The organism is Collinsella sp. OM06-18AC (assembly GCF_003438785.1).
In the GTDB taxonomy this organism is placed as follows: Bacteria; Actinomycetota; Coriobacteriia; order Coriobacteriales; family Coriobacteriaceae; genus Collinsella.
This window is the reverse complement of record NZ_QSTX01000006.1, coordinates 1-16,572: the sequence shown is the minus strand read 5'-3', so window position 1 is coordinate 16,572 and position 16,572 is coordinate 1. Positions and strand designations below refer to the sequence as shown.

Sequence of the window (16,572 nt, the reverse complement as noted above, 5' to 3'; positions counted from 1 at the left end):
TCTCCTCTCTCACCGGCAACCCCTATTCCATTTGCGATTTCGCCGCAGCGGCAAGCTGCGCCACATAGTCCTTAAACACGCGGCCGCGCTCCTCATAGCCCGAGAACTCATCGAACGAAGAGCAGGCAGGAGAAAGTAAGATCACGTCGCCACGGCTCGACAGCGAACGGGCGACGTCCACGGCATCGCGCAGGTTATCCGCCTGGGCAATATCCACATCGCCATCGACATCGGCCTCGTCCATAGCGGCGGTGAAACGCTCGCGCGCATCGCCAAAGCAGACGACCGAGCGCACGTTATCCATAACGACGCGCGCGAAGTCCGTGAGCGGCGTGCCCTTATCGTGGCCGCCGAGCAGCAAGATCACGTCGTCATCGGGAAATGCCGTCAGTGCCTTCTCGACCGCGTCGGTGTTGGTCGCCTTGGAATCGTTGACGTAGCGCACACCGTCAATCTCGCCGCACGGCTCCACGCGATGCTCGAGCGGCTGGAACGAGGCCAGACCGCGGCGGACACCATCGACATCGGCACCGACGGCCAGAGCAGCCGTGGCGGCACATAAGGCATTGATGACATTGTGATGGCCCGAGATCTTGAGCTCGGACGTGGCGACAAGCTGGGTCTCGACGCCCTTCAGGCGCACGACCATTTTGCCGTCGCGCACAAAGGCGGCGTCTGCACCCTCGGGCTCGTCAAAAGCGACCTTGCAGATGCGGCGACCCGGCGTATAGATGTACTCATCGAACTCGTGAATGCCGGCGTCTTCGACGTCGACAACCACCAGATCGTCATCGACCATATTGTCAAACAGCTTGATCTTGGCAAGCGCATAGTTCTTATGGCTCTTATGCCAGCCCAAGTGGTCGGGAGTGATGTTGAGCAGCACTGCCACGCGAGGGTGGAGCTCGGTGGTCGTAGCAATCTGATAGCTCGAGAGCTCAGCCACAAACCACTCGTTGTGGGCTCGGCCGTCAATCTCGTTGACCGGCGGCTCGCCGATGTTGCCGACAGCTACGCTGGCCTCGCCGGCAGCCTTGAGCAGATAATCGGTCAGCGACGTGGTGGTCGTCTTACCGTTGGTGCCCGTGATGGCAATCCAGTTATCGGGCGACAGGCGATAGGCAAACTCTGGCTCACCCATAATCTGAGCGGCATGTTCGCGCCCGGCCTTAAAGAAGCCCGAGAACTCCGAGATGCCCGGGCACGTCACGCATACGTCATAGGCGCCCTCGACCTGTTCGGTCCCATAGACAAACGACGCACCAGCAGCCTCGAGCGCACGCGTGGCGTCATTGAGCTCAGAGGTGCCGCCGCCATACACGGTAACGGCGCTTACGCGCTCGGGATGTGCCAGCGCCCAGCGGGCGACATCGAGACCGGATTTGCCCTGACCCAAAACGAGCAGGCTAAAGACATCAGCAAGAGGCATGAAAGACCACTATCCCAACTGGAAGAACAGAGCAAGGCCAACGGCACCAAAGGCCGCAGCGATAATCCAAAAACGGATGACGACCTTGGTCTCGGCCCAGCCCTTCTTTTCGAAATGATGATGGATGGGCGCCATAAGGAAGACGCGCTTGTGCGTAAAATGGAAGTAGACAACCTGAATCATGACCGACAGGGTCTCAACGATAAACAGGCCGCCGATGATGAGGGAGACGACCTCGGTGTTGGTCATGATGGACGTGCAGGCAAACGCGGCGCCCAGAGCAAGCGAGCCGGTATCGCCCATAAAGATGCTCGCCGGATAGCAGTTGAACCACAGAAAGCCCAAGCAGGCACCGGCACACGCGGTACAGAAGATGGACAGGTTCACGTCTCCGTGCAAAAACGCCATGGCAGCCATGGCGAGCATGGCGATCATGGAGGTGCCGCCAGCAAGACCGTCAAGGCCATCGGTCAGGTTCACGGCATTAGAAAGACCGGCAATCATCAGCCAGCAAAAGACAATATAGAGCCACGGGAACGAATAGCCGCAGATGGTGGTCGAAAGCACGCCAAGGTCGATCGTCAACCCACCGGGAAAACGAATCTCGGGGGCGACGCCGCACCAGTTGACGGCAAGTACCGTAAAGGTGACACAGATAATGGTTAGGCCGATCATCTTGGCATGAGGCGTCAGACCGAGCGAGCGCCCATGCGTAACGGAGGTCAGGTCGTCGATCAGGCCCAGCACGCCGGTCGCCAGCGTGGCGAGCAGTACGAGTACGAGCTCGGTGGTGAGCTTGCCCATCAGCAGGCAGGTCAGCGAGATCGCGACGAGGATGACAACGCCACCCATGGTGGGCGTTCCCTGCTTAACCAAATGACGCTTGGGGCCGTCGGCACGAACCTGCTGGCCGATACCCTCGACCTTGAGCAGCTTGATCCACCACGGCATGAGCAGCAGCGCAATGGCTGCGGCGATGCCAAGCCCCAAAAAAGCCTGATACGTTGGATACGAGGGATTGCCGAACATGGGCTAGCACACACCTTCCACAAAGCGGTCGAGCTCAACAAAGCGGGAACCCTTGACCAGTACAACATCATGTTTTTCAAGCGCGCCGCCCATGCGGTCGAGCACCTGCTGATAATCGGAGAACACCTGGATGCGGTCCTCGTCCATGCCCATCATGCGTGCGGCATCGGCCATAAGCTGGGCCAGCTCACCACCCACGCACGCCAGCATGTCGAGCTTCTTGGCGGCGGCATAGGCGCCCACGAGCTCATGCATGCGAGGAGCCTCATCGCCCATCTCGCCCATCTCGCCCAGGATCGCCATGCGAGACCCCGTGCACGAAAGCGAGCACAGCAGATCGAGGCCAGCAGCCATGGATTCGGCACTGGCGTTATAGGAGTCATCGATGACGCGTGCACCGCTCTTGGCGCGCTTGATCTCCTGGCGGTGTCCGGTGATCGTGAGACCCCTAAAGGCAGCATCGATCTGCTCGGGCGTCACGCCCAGGCGATAGGCAACCGCGGCGGCCTTAACGGCATTAGGAACGGACTGCACGCCGGGGATGGCAAGCATGGTATCGATCGTCTCGCCCTGGCCAAAATCGAGCGTAAAGACCGGACGGCCTTCGTCATCAACGCGAACGTCGCGGGCACGGACCTCATCATCGTCCGAGACGCCGGCCAGCATCACGTCGATACCAGCAGGTTGGGCGAACGTGTCGCGAATGAACGGCGTAAAGTCGTCCTCACCGCCCAAAACCAGCAGCGGCAAATAGTCGCCAGCGGCGCACATGCCCTGAACGATCTCGGCCTTAGCGCGGGCGATGTTCTCGCGGCTGCCCAAAATGCCGATATGAGAGGTGCCGATCTTGCTCACGATGGCAAGGTTGGGATTGGCAGACTGAGACAGGCGCTCGATCTCGTGGAAATGGTTCATGCCCATCTCGAGCACCAGGACCTCGGTATCGGCCGGAGCGGAAAGCACCGTGAGCGGCATGCCGATCAGGTTATTGAAATTGCCCTTGGTGGCCCAGACACGATAGCGCTTGGCGAGCACAGCGGCGAGCACGTCCTTGGTCGTCGTCTTGCCGATGGAACCGGTAATGCCAACGACCAGGCAGCCAAGCTCCAGGCGATACGCGTGCGCCAAACGCAGCAGAAACTCCTCGGGATCATCGGTCAGCAAGATGGCACAGCCCTTGTCCTGCGCCAGCGAGACCAGCTCGGCCTCGGGCTCACGCGTCATCACGACGGCGCCGGCACCCGACTGGACGGCACGGGAAGCAAAATCATTGCCGTCGACGTTTTCACCGGGAAAGGCGACGAAAATCGTCCCTTCCTCGACCTGGCGCGAGTCGATAACGCACCCGCGGCATACCCGATCGACTTCTCCCGTCACGGTTCGGGCCCCTGTTGCGGCCGCGAGGTTGTTGACGGCGATCTCTATCATTGCAGCTCCCCTGTAAACCTAAATAATGCTATCGGCGTATTGTATCCCAGCGCCGCGCATGCGTGGTGCAGGGCATGTGAACACCCCTCATATGGGACAACAAACCACGCCCCAAAGATTGTAACCCCCTACTTCGTGTGTGGGATACCCAGCACGTCGAGCGCGTTGGCCATAATGGACTGGAACGGCACCGCAGCGGCATCTGAGCCGCTCGGCGTTCCGTCGAGCGTGATATAGCACAGCACCTTGGGCGATTGTGCCGGTGCAAAACCCATAAAGGACGACATGTAGTTCTCCTTGAGGTAGCCGCCGTTCTCGTCGGCACGTTCGGCCGTACCGGTCTTACCCGCCACGTCATAGCCGTCAACCGCGCCGCCAACGCCCGTTCCCTCCGACACGACCGTCTGCATGCACGATGTCACCTGGGATGCGGCGTCCTCCGAAATCGCGCGCTCGCCTTCGCCCCAGTCCCTCTCGTCGCCTTTGCTGGACTTATAGAAGTGCGGGGTCATCATCACGCCGCCGTTGGCGATGCCGCCCACGGCACGTGCGATCTCAATCGGCGAGACAGACAGCGCCTGTCCAAAGCTCATCGAGCCCAGCGTGGCGCCGTCATACTGGTCACGCTCCTTGACGATGCCCAGGCTCTCGCCCGGAAAATCGACACCAGAGCTGTGACCGATGCCCCACTTGTCCACATAGGCGGCAAAGTCGTCGGCACCGATCTTGCGCCCCACCAGGACAAATCCCACGTTGGACGAACGGCGCATCATCTCGCGCACATCCATGGTCATGGCGTAGTCGCGCTTGTCGGCATCGGTGACGGTATCGTCGCCCACCTTGATGCTCGCCGGCACCTCAAACGACGTACTCGACCGCACGACACCCAAGTCGAAGCCGGCGCCCGCCACGAGCGTCTTAAAGACCGAGCCGGGCTCGTAGGCGTCGGTGACCAGGCGCAGGTTCATATCCTCGGTCTTGGCGTTTTCCAAATTGGTCTGGTCGTAGGTCGGATACGAGCAGGCTGCCAAGATCTCGCCTGTCGTAGGATCGGTGACCAGCGCCGAGCCGTTCTTGGCCTTTGTCTTCTCGACAGCCTCTGCCAGGGCATCCTCGGCCGCACGCTGGATATTGACGTCGAGCGTCGTCACGAGATCAACGCCGTCGACCGCAGCCACCTTTTTATAGGCACCGCCCGCGATATAGCTGCCGTCCCTCGCGCGCTCGCGTACGAGAGAACCGTTCGTGCCGGTCAGAAGCTTGTTGTATTGCTTTTCGAGACCCGTCAAGCCGTCGTTGTCTACATTCACTACACCCAGCACCTGCGATGCCAGATTGCCGTATGGATATACGCGCTTCATGGCCTGCTCAAAAAGCACGCCGGGCAGGTTCTTCTTCTCCAGCGCCGCAGCGTCGTCTTCGTCCACCTGGCGCTTGATATACACCCAGGTTCCATCGGACTCAACGAGCTTGCGGCAGGTCTTTTTATCGATTCCAGTTGCCTTGACCAGCGCCGACACCGTCTTGTCAACATCCTCGACAAGCTGGGGGTTCACGGCGATGTTGCGACATTCGACCGACGACGCCAGCACGTTACCGTTGCGGTCGTAGATGGTGCCACGTTTGGCATAGAGGGTCTGCGCAAGCAGGCGGCGCGCATCGGCACGCTCGCGCAGTTTATCGGCTTCGACAATTTGATAGCCGGCAAGGCGAAAGACGCCCAAGCCCAAGCCAAGCCCAATGAGGCCCATGACGGCTTTGCGGCGAGGCAGAGGCGTGCCTGTGAGCCATTCGGTCGACGAACTCTTGCGCGACCTGGTGTTATGCACTTGAGGGCCGCCCGAGCCGCGAAGTCGCGACGCCGGGTCGTTGCCACGGGACTGCCCGGCGTTGTAAGATTGCCGACCCGTTCCTTGATAACCAGAACGTCCCCGCGACGAGGGACGTCCAGAACCGCGGCCCCCATCGGAACCGCGGCGATAGTCATTTGTCATACTCAGCTACCGTCTTGCTACTGAGCGGTCGCGGTCGCGTTGGCGCCCGCGGCTGCATCCTGCGAAAAGTCAAGTGTAACGCTCTCGCTGGGCTCCACCATGCCATAAGTGCCCGCAAGGTCGCGAATGCGCGTGTCGGCGCCATAGACCGAATGCATGACCTCCAGGTCGGAGCTCTCATCGGTCGCCTTTTCGAGCGTGTTGGTAAGCTCGGCGTTGCTGTTGAGCACCTGGGCCGTAACGCCGGCGAGCGCCACGCGGGCGACGCCGATCGTCATGAAGATAGCCGCAATGATGCAAAACGTTTTAAGAACGCTCATGAAAACCGGGCTTACCGCCTGGTTTGCCTGACGGCCCGCGCCCGTGTAGACATCAAAGCGCGGCGTGCGCTGCTCACGGGGAGCAACGGGGGCCTGCGGCGTCTCACGATAGGCGGGCATGGCGTTCATATCATAGGCGAGTGCTGCGTTTGAAGTGTTGTAGCCCATGATATGCCGCCTCCCATCCCGAGTACGTTGGTAGTGTGTTTAAGCTTCGTTTATGGTGCGAGCGGGAGGTCCAATATCGCGCGGTCGCGCCTACAGACGCTGCGCCACGCGGATTTTGGCTGATCTCGCCCGAGGGTTGCGCTCAACCTCATCAGGCTGGGCAACCAGGGGTTTGCGGGTGATGACCTTGAGTATCGGCACGTTGCCGCACACGCACACCGGAATCTCCGGCGGACACGTGCACCCCTGGCTCATCTCCTTAAAGTGATTCTTTACGATACGATCCTCAAGCGAGTGATACGAGATGACGCAGATACGTCCGCCCGGGTTGAGCCACCTGGTGGCGGCATCAAGCCCTCGTTCGAGCACATCGAGCTCGTGATTGACCTCGATGCGAATGGCCTGGAAACTTTTCTTGGCCGGGTGTCCGCCATGCCGACGAGCGGCAGCCGGGATACCCGCCTTGATGATCTCGACAAATTGCCCGGTGGTTTCGATCGGTTCTTGCTCGCGGCGGCGCACGATCTCGCGCGCGATCTGCGAGGCGAACTTCTCTTCGCCGTAGACGCGTAGAATCCGGGCGAGGTCGTGTTCGTTATAGGTGTTGATGACCTCAGCTGCGTTTAAGGTGTTATTACCCGGATCCATCCGCATGTCCAATGGGGCGTCCTCGTTATACGAAAAGCCCCTGCCAGGGATATCGAGTTGCGGTGACGAAACGCCCAAATCGAACAGGAAGCCATCGACCCCGGGCACCTCGGCCGAGCAAAGCAGCTCGTCCAAGTCGCCGAAGTTGCCCTTCAGCAGCTGGTGCGGAACGCCGGGAACCTCGCGGTCCAGACGGGCGCCAGCGGCCTCGAGGGCCATGTCGTCCTGATCGACGCCGAGCAAAAGGCCCGTCTCCCCCACCTGCGCGGCCATCTTTACCGAATGGCCGGCACCGCCAAGGGTGCAATCGCAGACAACGGAGCCGCTCTTTAGCCGCAGCGATTCAAGTACTTCGCCGAGCATGACAGGTTCATGCCGATATTCTTGTGTCAAGATCCCACGCTCCATCCGTTACCCGTGCCTTGCCCTTACGAGAAGAAGAGGTCCAGCAGGGCCTCATCGTCATCGTCCTCATCGGCCGTAGCGCGGTCCCAAACCTCAAGGTGGTCGTAGTTGCCCACAACCGTGACCTCGCGGTCGAGGTTCGCCTGCTTGCGGAGAGACTCGGAAAGACCGATACGACCGGCGCTGTCCACGTCCATCGACGTGGTGCGCTTGTTGATCGCCCTCATGAGCTTCTGGTCGTTAATGTCACGCGGGTTAAAACCCTCGTGGCCCTCACGACCCGCGAAGAGTCCTTCGACCCACTTATCGAAGGCCTCGGCAGAGAACACGTACAGAGCATCGACATCCAGGGCTTTGAACACGCGAACGTGCTCTCCAAGCTCCTCGCGAAGGGGTGCAGGCAGGGACAGACGACCTTTTGCATCGAGATTGCGCTCGTATGCACCAGTCATTCCCATGTGCGCCCTCCCCTCGGTTACTCAGATGGCACGTACGCGGGGAACCACCCCGCCTGTCGACGTCATCAATAATATGGGGAACCGCCCCATTTTTCAACACCTTTCCCCACCCCTTCCCCCACCCCTCCCCACCATTCCACCCCCAATATGTTGTAAAACACCCCCGAGCATATGTTCGAAAACACAATATGTTGTGTTTGCAGCAAAGGCGGGATGCCACCTGTAGAACCACGCCCGCGAACCTCAACCTTCAAGTTGACCTTGAGGCGATTTTTACGTCCCTTTACACGCTGTTCACATCGCCCCCAAACTCCCCCACCCACGGTACACACGGCCCACCGCCGCGTCGGTGTCTAGCGAAAAATGGGACGAGCCCCAGATTGCCCATGCGCGCAAAAGTGCGTCTCAGCAATCTGGGGCCCGGCCCCTTTAGTATTTATAAATATGCAGGTCAGCGAGGTGCTAGCGATGTGCTAGCGGATGCGCCGCCAGATAGACCTCGGTCAGTTGCGTTCGGTCGACATGCGTGTAGACCTGCGTGGTCGAAATATCGGCATGGCCCAAAATCTCCTGCAGCACACGCAGGTCGGCACCGCCCGCGAGCATGTGGGTGGCAAAGGAGTGGCGCAAGGTATGGGGATGGAGCCCCACCAGCCCCACCTGACGCCCATACCGCTCGCATATCGCATGCACGGCCTGGCGCGACAGGCGACGTCCGTTCTTATTTAAAAAGACCGCCGAGGTCTCGGTTCCGCGGGCATGAGCCGCCAAGCGAGAACGTCCCTCAGTTACATAGAGCGTCAGAGCTCGCGCCGCGCTTCCCACCAGTGGGGACAGGCGTTCCTTTGAGCCCTTACCGCGAACGAGTACAAAGCCATCGTCAATATGGATATCGCCCACATCGAGCCCAACCAGCTCACTCACACGCAAACCGCATCCGTAGAGCACTTCCAAGATGGCATGGTCGCGCAGTCCCATCTCGCCCTCGGGAAAGTCTTGATCGAGCAGTGCCGAGACATCCTCCACCGATAGATACTCCGGCAAACGCTCAGCCTTTTTAGGCAGGCGCAACGCCGCCGTCGGGTTTTGGGCCACGGCCCCATCGCGCACCAAAAAGGCATGCAAGCCCTTCACGGCAGCAAGCGCGCGCTCCACCGAGGCGTCGGAATAGCCCCCATCGCGACGGTCGGCGACAAAGCCCTCCACGATCTGACGGGTCACCTCTTCAACAGACACAATACCCGCCCGCTCCAGATAGGCGCAGTACGTCGTCAGGTCACGACGATAGGCCGCAATCGTGTTGCGCGCCAAGCCCCGCTCGACCGCGAGGTAATCGAGATACTCCCCCGCCGCCACGGCGAGCGACGAGGGAGTAGCTTCGGTATGTTCCTTATTCGCCGGCACCCTTAGTCCGTAGCGAGGTTCATGGGCGTCACCTGCAGACGGTCGACACCCTCGTGCTGGCCAATCGAAGCGCGCACGAACTCGCGGAACAGCGGCTGTGGGTTGGTCGGGCGGCTCTTGAACTCGGGATGAGCCTGGGTTGCCACATACCACGGATGAACGTCGCGCGGCAGCTCGACCATCTCGACCAGGCGCTCGTCGGGCGACAGACCCGAGATAACCAAACCGGCGTCCTCGAGCTGGTCACGGAAAGCGTTGTTGAACTCAAAGCGGTGACGGTGACGCTCGTAGACGAGTTCCTCGCCATATGCCTCGCGAGCAAGGGTATCGGCGGCGAGCTTGCACGGATAGGCGCCCAGGCGCATGGTGCCGCCCTTCTCGGTCACGTCCTCCTGCGAGCTCATCAGATCGATGACGCTATACGGACCGTCCGGATCAAACTCGGAGGAGCTGGCACCGGCAAGGCCAACGACATTGCGGGCGAACTCGCACACGGCGACCTGCATACCCAGGCAAATGCCCAGATACGGTATCTTGTGCTCACGGGCAAACTCGGCCGCGAGGATCTTGCCCTCCAGGGCGCGCTTGCCAAAGCCGCCGGGGACCAGGATGCCCGAGGCGTCGCCCAGAACCTCGGAGACATTCTGCTCGTCGAGGCTCTCGCCGTCGACCAGCTGGACGTCCACATGGCGATCGTAGAAGACGCCCGCATGGTGCAGGGCCTCGATAACCGACAGGTACGCATCGGGCAGCTGCGTGTACTTACCCACGACGGCAATCTTAACCTTATCGGCGTGATGATTGGCATGGTTCTGCTTACGCAGGAACTCATTCCACTCGCTCATGTCGCGCTCACGCGGGTCCAGGCCCAGGCGCTCGCAAATACGCAGGTCAAAGTCCTGCTCGGCAAGCAGCTGCGGCACGTCGTAGATGCTCGCGCAGTCCTCATTGGTAAAGACGCAATCGGTGTCGACGTCGCAGAAGCTTGCGATCTTTCCGCGGATAGCGTCATCGATATGGTGGTCGGAGCGCAGCACGATAATATCGGGCTGGATGCCAAAGCTGCGGAGCTCCTTGACGGAATGCTGCGTGGGCTTGGTCTTGACCTCGTGGGCGGCGGCAATATAGGGAACGAGCGACACGTGGATGTAGCAGACGTTCTCGGGGCCGGCCTCCTTGCGGTACTGACGGATGGCCTCCACAAACGGTTGGGACTCGATGTCGCCGATCGTGCCGCCCAGCTCGGTGATGACTACATCGGAGCCGGTCTGCTCCTCGATGCGGCGGAACTTGTCCTTAATAGCATTGGTGACGTGGGGAATCACCTGCACGGTACCGCCCAAAAAGTCGCCGCGACGCTCACGGGCGATTAGGCTTTTGTAGATGGCACCGGTCGTAAAGTTGGAATCGCGGGTCAGGTTCTCATCAATAAAGCGCTCGTAATGACCCAGGTCCAGGTCGGACTCGTAACCATCCTCGGTTACAAAGACCTCACCATGCTGGAACGGGCTCATGGTACCAGGGTCGACGTTCAGATACGGGTCGGCCTTTTGCATCGTTACTTTGTAGCCACGCGACTTGAGCAGACGGCCCAGCGAGGCCGCGGTAATACCCTTGCCCAGAGACGAAACTACGCCACCGGTCACGAACACATGCTTGGTCATATTGAGTTACCTGCGCTTCCCGTAGAAGTTATCCATACACATCTTACGGGTCTTCATTGTAATACTCGCGCCGCGGACCGTTCGCAATTTTTCTCGCGTGCGGTTGCATTTCTCAATCTTGAAACAAAACGCCGCCCGGTTTCCCGGGTGGCGTCGCTATGGCAAGGGTTACATGCTGCTATCGATCAGCAGCCTCATCCTCAAGCATTTCCTGAACGAGCATGCCGGTACGGACGCCCTCAAGATACCACTCGCCACGTTCGGTGAGGCAAATGCCATTTGCAAGCTGACCGCCGTCGTCGCTATAACGCGAGACGACATCAATCATGCCTTCGGAATCCAAGCGATCGATTGCGGCGCGGGCACGATACGGCGAAACCCCCACGCGCTCGGCAAGCGTTTTGCGCGAGAAACCATACGGCCCGCCATTGTCTTCGGTTTGCTGGTCGATCTCCATCAACACCAGCACCTCGACACGCTTCATATCGTTGACACTCGCACGACCCTTGCCCGCCATAGCAGCCTCCTCAAACCGAGCACGAGCATCTAACGCGCCGTGCGCGACCGACACACCTCACGATGGCAGGTAATATCCATCATGCGGCATCCCGCTAAGGATGAAACAGTTACGGTTATTGTATACCGCTCAAATTGTTTCTAGGCAGGTAAACGGCTATTTTTCGCCGAAATAGACGCTTTATTGATCAAAAAGCCGTACCGGGCGCTAACCCGATACGGCCAAAATGCAATGCAATTACCGCGGTGCTTCAAACTTAGCGATGGAAGAAACCGCGGCGCTCAAACTTGGGCTCGCAGCACACGTTGATACCCAGTTTGCGCAGTACCGTCTCGTCCGTCGGCGAGATAATCACGCTAAAGAAGGCATCGCAACCGCGCAGCTGCTCCAGGCCCGAAAGGACGCGAGCGGCCGTCTCACTCGTGGCCGAGGTGATCGACAGCGCCATAAGCGTCTCGTCGGTGTGGAGGCGCGGGTTTTTGCTGCCCAGGAAATGCGTCTTGAGCTTGCTGATGGGCTCGATCGCCTCATCGCTAATGACCTCGAGCTCAAGGTCGACGCCCGAAACATGCTTGAGGGCGTTCATAATGAGCGAACTTGCGGCGCCCAGGCGCGTGGAGGTCTTACCGGTCACCACGGAGCCATCGGGCATGACCATGGCACCCACGGGACCACCCGTCAGCTGCTCCCTGGTGAGGGCCGCCGAGCGCGCCGGTGAGTAGTTCTTATCGATGCCGGCTTTCTTCATAATAATCTTGAGACGGTCGACTTGCTCATCGCCCACGCCGGTACGGCGCACATTTTCGACCGCGGTAAAGTAGCGGCGGACGATCTCCATCTTGGAAGCGTCGCGGCAGGCATCGTCATCGGTGATGGCAAAGCCGACCATATTGACGCCCATGTCCGTAGGGCTCTGGTAGGGGCTCTTGCCCAGGATCTTTTCCATCAGGGCACGGACTACCGGGAAGGCCTCGACGTCGCGGTTGTAGTTGACCGTGGTCTTGTTGTAGGCCTCAAGGTGGAACGAATCGATGATATTGGCATCGTCGAGGTCAGCCGTGGCGGCCTCGTAGGCAATATTGACCGGATGCGTAAGGGGCAGATTCCAAACCGGGAAGGTCTCGAATTTGGCATAGCCGGCGGCCGTGCCATGCTTGTGCTCGTGATAGAGCTGAGACAGGCAAGTGGCGAGCTTGCCCGAGCCAGGGCCGGGCGCCGTCACGACAACGAGCGGTCGGGTGGTCTCGACAAACTCGTTCTTGCCATAGCCGTCGTCGGACACGATCAGATCGACATCGTGCGGATACCCCTCGATGGGATAGTGCAGCTTGGCGGGAATACCGAGCGCGTTCAGGCGGTTGCGGAACACATCGGCAGCGGGCTGTCCAGCGTACTGGGTGATGACCACGGCCGCGACAGCAAAGCCGTTGCCGCGGAACAGGTCAACCAGGCGCAGCACATCCTCGTCATAGGTAATGCCAAGGTCACCACGAGCCTTGTTTTTCTCGATGTGGTTCGCGTTGATCGCGATGATAACCTCGACATCGTCGGCGATGCTTTTGAGCATGCGGAACTTGCTGTCCGGCTCAAAACCCGGTAGCACGCGGCTGGCATGATAGTCATCGAACAGCTTGCCGCCAAACTCCAAATACAGCTTGCCGCCAAACTGCGAGATGCGCTCCTTAATGTGAGCAGCCTGCAGCTCGATATACTTCGCGTTGTCGAAACCCTGGCGCATGTATGGCTCCCGTCCCGTTTCGTAAATTAAGTTCCTACGCGATTATAACGGAGCCTGCCCTCCCCGATGCCCAGGCCATCAACAGGCACCAACCAAACACGCCATCGATAAGTTGCGGTGAAATAGCTCCTGTTTAACCCCTCAAGACGGCCAAACGGGAACTATTCCACCGCAACTTCCCCTTTTGGCGCAAAGTAACCTGACCCCTTTGCACCAACAGCAGAAACGTCGCGGGCAGAGAACGGACAGCGAACAGACACCAGAGCGAGCAAGCCGCCCCCTGCGCCAACAATGGCAGCGCCGCAGGTTGAGCATAAGTCAGCGAAAGCCCACCAGAGCGAGCAAGGTGACGTGAAAGAGGAGGGCATAGGCCTTTTGGCCATGCCCGACGATTGAACGTCAGATTGCCGCTCTGGCGGGCTTGCAGCGTCGAGTGGTTCCGGCGTTTGGTAAAACGCCGGAACACAAGAGCGCCCCCTCCCGCGCACGGAACGGGAGGAGGCTAAAGGTAGGAGTCTACCGGTGGGGTTACCCCACCGGACAGACGATGACCAGGTGATCCTTTACAGGATCGTCATGGTTTCCGTGGGGTACCCAAGGGGTACTTAGAGCATCACGCAAGCGATGGTCAGGATGACGGCGCAGACGACGGAGAGAGCGACGATGAGCTTAAGAGCAAACTTGAGCCAGGTCGTCCACTCGATCTTGGCCAGGGCAAGACCGCCCATGATGGCGCCAGAGGTCGGGGTGAACAGGTTCACGACACCGATAGCGGCGGAGAAGATCATGACCATGACCTCGGGCGAGAAGCCGAGCTTAACAGCCAGCGGTCCCATGATGGGCATGGAGACAGTAGCCATACCGGATGTCGAGGGGATCAGGAAGGACAGGCCAAAGTAGACCAGGAAGCTCATGGGAGCGAAGATCACGCCGGACAGGCCGGCCAGAGCATTGGCGGCAGCGTCGAGGACGTAGACGTCGAGGCCGGTGCTAGCCATGAGGACGGAGATACCACGGGCGAGGGCGATGACGAGGACAACGGACATCATGTCGGCAGCGCCGGTGATGAAGGTGTTGACGATCTGCTTCTCGGACAGGCCGCCGATAATACCGATCAGGACAGCCATGAGGAAGAACCAGGTGGAAGCCTCGTCGAAGTACCACTGACCAATGGGCAGGCCGGTGATCAGGGCAGACCAGCCCTGAACGATGGCGTTACCGTCGGCGTCATAGACAGCGCCAGCATCGAAGAAGTTGGCGACGCCCTCGTTAAGGTCGGCCAGCGGGATGAAGCCGACGATCATGACGACGAAGGTGAAGGCAAAGGCGATCAGAACACCCTTCTGACGACCGGTGAGCTTGACCTCCTTGTGAACCTCGGAAGCAGCCTTGCCGTGAGCCTCTTCGGCGTCCTTGAGCTCCTGCATCGAAAGGATGGTGGAACCCTTGTCAGCCTTGACCTTCTTGGCATAGCTCATGACGAAGAGGATGGACATAACAGTGGTAACAATCCACAGGACGGCACCGAGGCCGATGATGATGGACTGGTTGACCTCAATGCCAACGCCAGTCAGAGCGTCAACGGCAGCACCGACGGCAAACGGGTTAACCGTGGAGCCGAGGCAGCCGCAGCCAGCGCCGAGCAGGACGGTGGCAGCGCCGACCATGGGGTCGAAGCCAGCAGCCATCATGGTGGCGGCGAGCAGGGCGTAGAAGGGAACGGTCTCCTCGCACATACCATAGGTGGTACCACCGAGGGAGAAGATGAACATCAGCACGGGAATGAGCATGATCTCATTGCCCTTAAGCTTCTGCACCAGAACAGCAATGCCGTTGTCCAGGGCGCCGGTCTCGGTCATCATGCCGAGGAAGCCGCCGAGGATCATAACGAAGAGGCAGACGGGCAGAGCGTCAGCGAAGCCCTTGACCGGGGCGGTGCAGAAATCGCTCAAGCGGGCAGCGGTAACCGCGCCACCGGACGTACCGGAGACGATAACGGTAACAACCGCGACGATTGCCAGCAGAGCAAGAAGAATGGTGAACGATGAAGGCATACCGCGCTTTTTCTTAGCGGTCTCAGTCATAGTTCTCATCCCCCCTTCATAAATCATTTACTGATCTCGCCCTAAGCGGCTCTTCCGTGCCGTGCATGTCGCTCAGTGCGAGATTTTTACCAGACAAAAGCGCTCGGGGTGCGCAGCAATGCACCCCGAGCGAGATGCTAGATGCTCTTACTTGAGCGTAGCGTACATGACAGCCTTGATGGTGTGCATGCGGTTCTCGGCCTCGTCGAAGACCTTGGAAGCGGGGCTCTCGAAGACCTCGTCGGTGACCTCCTGCTCGGTGATGCCGAACTGCTCGCACTTCTCGGCGCCAATCGTGGTGTTGGTGTCGTGGAAGCTGGGCAGGCAGTGCAGGAAGATGGCACCCGGGTTGGCCATAGCCATGACCTCGGAGGTAACGCGATACGGAGTGAGCTGAGCGATGCGCTCGGCCCAGACCTCGTCGGGCTCGCCCATGGAGACCCACACGTCGGTGTAGAGAACGTCGGCACCGGTGACGCCGTCCTTGACGTCGGTGGTCAGCTTGATGGTGCAGCCGTTGGCCTCGGCGATGGGCTTGCAGGCCTCGATGACGTCGTCAGCGGGCATGCACTCCTCGGGGCCGCAGGCCACAAAGTTCATGCCGAGCTTGGAGCAGACGACCATGAGGGAGCGAGCGACGTTGTTCTTGCAGTCGCCCATGAAGACGAGGGTCTTGCCCTTGATGTCGTAGTTGAAGTTCTCCTGGACGGTCAGGATGTCGGCGAGCATCTGGGTGGGGTGCCACTCGGTGGTCAGACCGTTCCACACGGGCACGCCGGACTTAGCGGCAAGCTCCTCGACGTCGTCCTGGGCAAAGCCACGGAACTCGATGCCGTCATACATGCGGCCGAGAACGCGGGCGGTGTCCTCGATGGACTCCTTCTTGCCCATCTGCGACGAACCCGGATCGAGGTAGGTGACGCCCATGCCCAGATCCATGCCGCCAACCTCGAAGGCGCAGCGGGTACGAGTGGAGGTCTTCTGGAAGAGCAGAACGATGTTCTTGCCCTCGAGATAACGGTGCGGAACGCCAGCGCGCTTCATGTCCTTGAAGTTCTTGGAGAGCTTGAGCAGGTACTCGATCTCCTCGGTGGTGAGGTCGAGGAGCTTGAGGAAGCTACGGCCGGAGAGGTTAACACCCATGGTTCGTTTCCTTTCGAAAAAGTGAATTACTAAAAAGTGGTGCCCGTTTGACGGGCGAAACCGGTGCGGTTGTAGGGGGACCGCACCGGAACCGTTAAAACCTTAGAGGTCCTCGCGCCAGAAGGGCATGCTCATGCAGCGCG

At 59.9% G+C, this 16,572-nt stretch carries 13 protein-coding genes; all 13 read right to left on the bottom strand.

The annotated features are described in order from the left end of the window. Positions 1 to 22: 22 nt before the first annotated feature. Positions 23 to 1,429, bottom strand: coding sequence for a UDP-N-acetylmuramoyl-L-alanine--D-glutamate ligase (gene murD, locus DXB86_RS05075; protein ID WP_117736383.1), 1,407 nt, complete (start codon positions 1,427 to 1,429; stop codon positions 23 to 25). Between the two features lie 9 nt (positions 1,430 to 1,438). Continuing rightward, entirely contained in the window at positions 1,439 to 2,458 is a 1,020-nt protein-coding gene (gene mraY, locus DXB86_RS05070; RefSeq protein WP_089571579.1) for a phospho-N-acetylmuramoyl-pentapeptide-transferase, read from the bottom strand. A 3-nt stretch (positions 2,459 to 2,461) separates the two neighbouring features. Further along, complete coding sequence (gene murF, locus DXB86_RS05065) at positions 2,462 to 3,886, bottom strand: UDP-N-acetylmuramoyl-tripeptide--D-alanyl-D-alanine ligase (RefSeq protein WP_117655150.1); 1,425 nt, start codon at positions 3,884 to 3,886, stop codon at positions 2,462 to 2,464. Between the two features lie 128 nt (positions 3,887 to 4,014). Further along, positions 4,015 to 5,715, bottom strand: coding sequence for a peptidoglycan D,D-transpeptidase FtsI family protein (locus tag DXB86_RS05060; protein WP_369831481.1), 1,701 nt, complete (start codon positions 5,713 to 5,715; stop codon positions 4,015 to 4,017). A gap of 182 nt (positions 5,716 to 5,897) precedes the next feature. After that, the gene (locus DXB86_RS05055) at positions 5,898 to 6,368 is read right to left on the bottom strand and encodes a hypothetical protein (RefSeq protein ID WP_117736381.1); all 471 of its coding nucleotides are present in this window, start codon (positions 6,366 to 6,368) and stop codon (positions 5,898 to 5,900) included. 90 nt (positions 6,369 to 6,458) lie between these two features. Further along, on the bottom strand, positions 6,459 to 7,424 hold the full coding sequence (gene rsmH / locus DXB86_RS05050; protein ID WP_006234266.1) for a 16S rRNA (cytosine(1402)-N(4))-methyltransferase RsmH: 966 nt from the start codon (positions 7,422 to 7,424) through the stop codon (positions 6,459 to 6,461). 20 nt (positions 7,425 to 7,444) lie between these two features. Further along, entirely contained in the window at positions 7,445 to 7,879 is a 435-nt protein-coding gene (locus DXB86_RS05045) for a division/cell wall cluster transcriptional repressor MraZ (RefSeq protein ID WP_035137949.1), read from the bottom strand. A 462-nt stretch (positions 7,880 to 8,341) separates the two neighbouring features. Further along, positions 8,342 to 9,283: a site-specific tyrosine recombinase XerD gene (gene xerD / locus DXB86_RS05040; protein WP_199410729.1), complete on the bottom strand. Its 942-nt coding sequence runs from the start codon at positions 9,281 to 9,283 to the stop codon at positions 8,342 to 8,344. 2 nt (positions 9,284 to 9,285) lie between these two features. Continuing rightward, the gene (locus tag DXB86_RS05035) at positions 9,286 to 10,947 is read right to left on the bottom strand and encodes a CTP synthase (RefSeq protein WP_006234274.1); all 1,662 of its coding nucleotides are present in this window, start codon (positions 10,945 to 10,947) and stop codon (positions 9,286 to 9,288) included. Positions 10,948 to 11,125: 178 nt separating this feature from the next. Then, complete coding sequence (locus DXB86_RS05030; protein WP_022094205.1) at positions 11,126 to 11,464, bottom strand: hypothetical protein; 339 nt, start codon at positions 11,462 to 11,464, stop codon at positions 11,126 to 11,128. Positions 11,465 to 11,720: 256 nt separating this feature from the next. Then, entirely contained in the window at positions 11,721 to 13,202 is a 1,482-nt protein-coding gene (locus DXB86_RS05025) for a DUF1846 domain-containing protein (protein WP_006234276.1), read from the bottom strand. A gap of 605 nt (positions 13,203 to 13,807) precedes the next feature. Then, on the bottom strand, positions 13,808 to 15,295 hold the full coding sequence (locus DXB86_RS05020) for a YfcC family protein (RefSeq protein ID WP_369831480.1): 1,488 nt from the start codon (positions 15,293 to 15,295) through the stop codon (positions 13,808 to 13,810). 138 nt (positions 15,296 to 15,433) lie between these two features. Then, entirely contained in the window at positions 15,434 to 16,429 is a 996-nt protein-coding gene (argF, locus tag DXB86_RS05015) for an ornithine carbamoyltransferase (protein ID WP_117584234.1), read from the bottom strand. Positions 16,430 to 16,572: the final 143 nt, after the last annotated feature.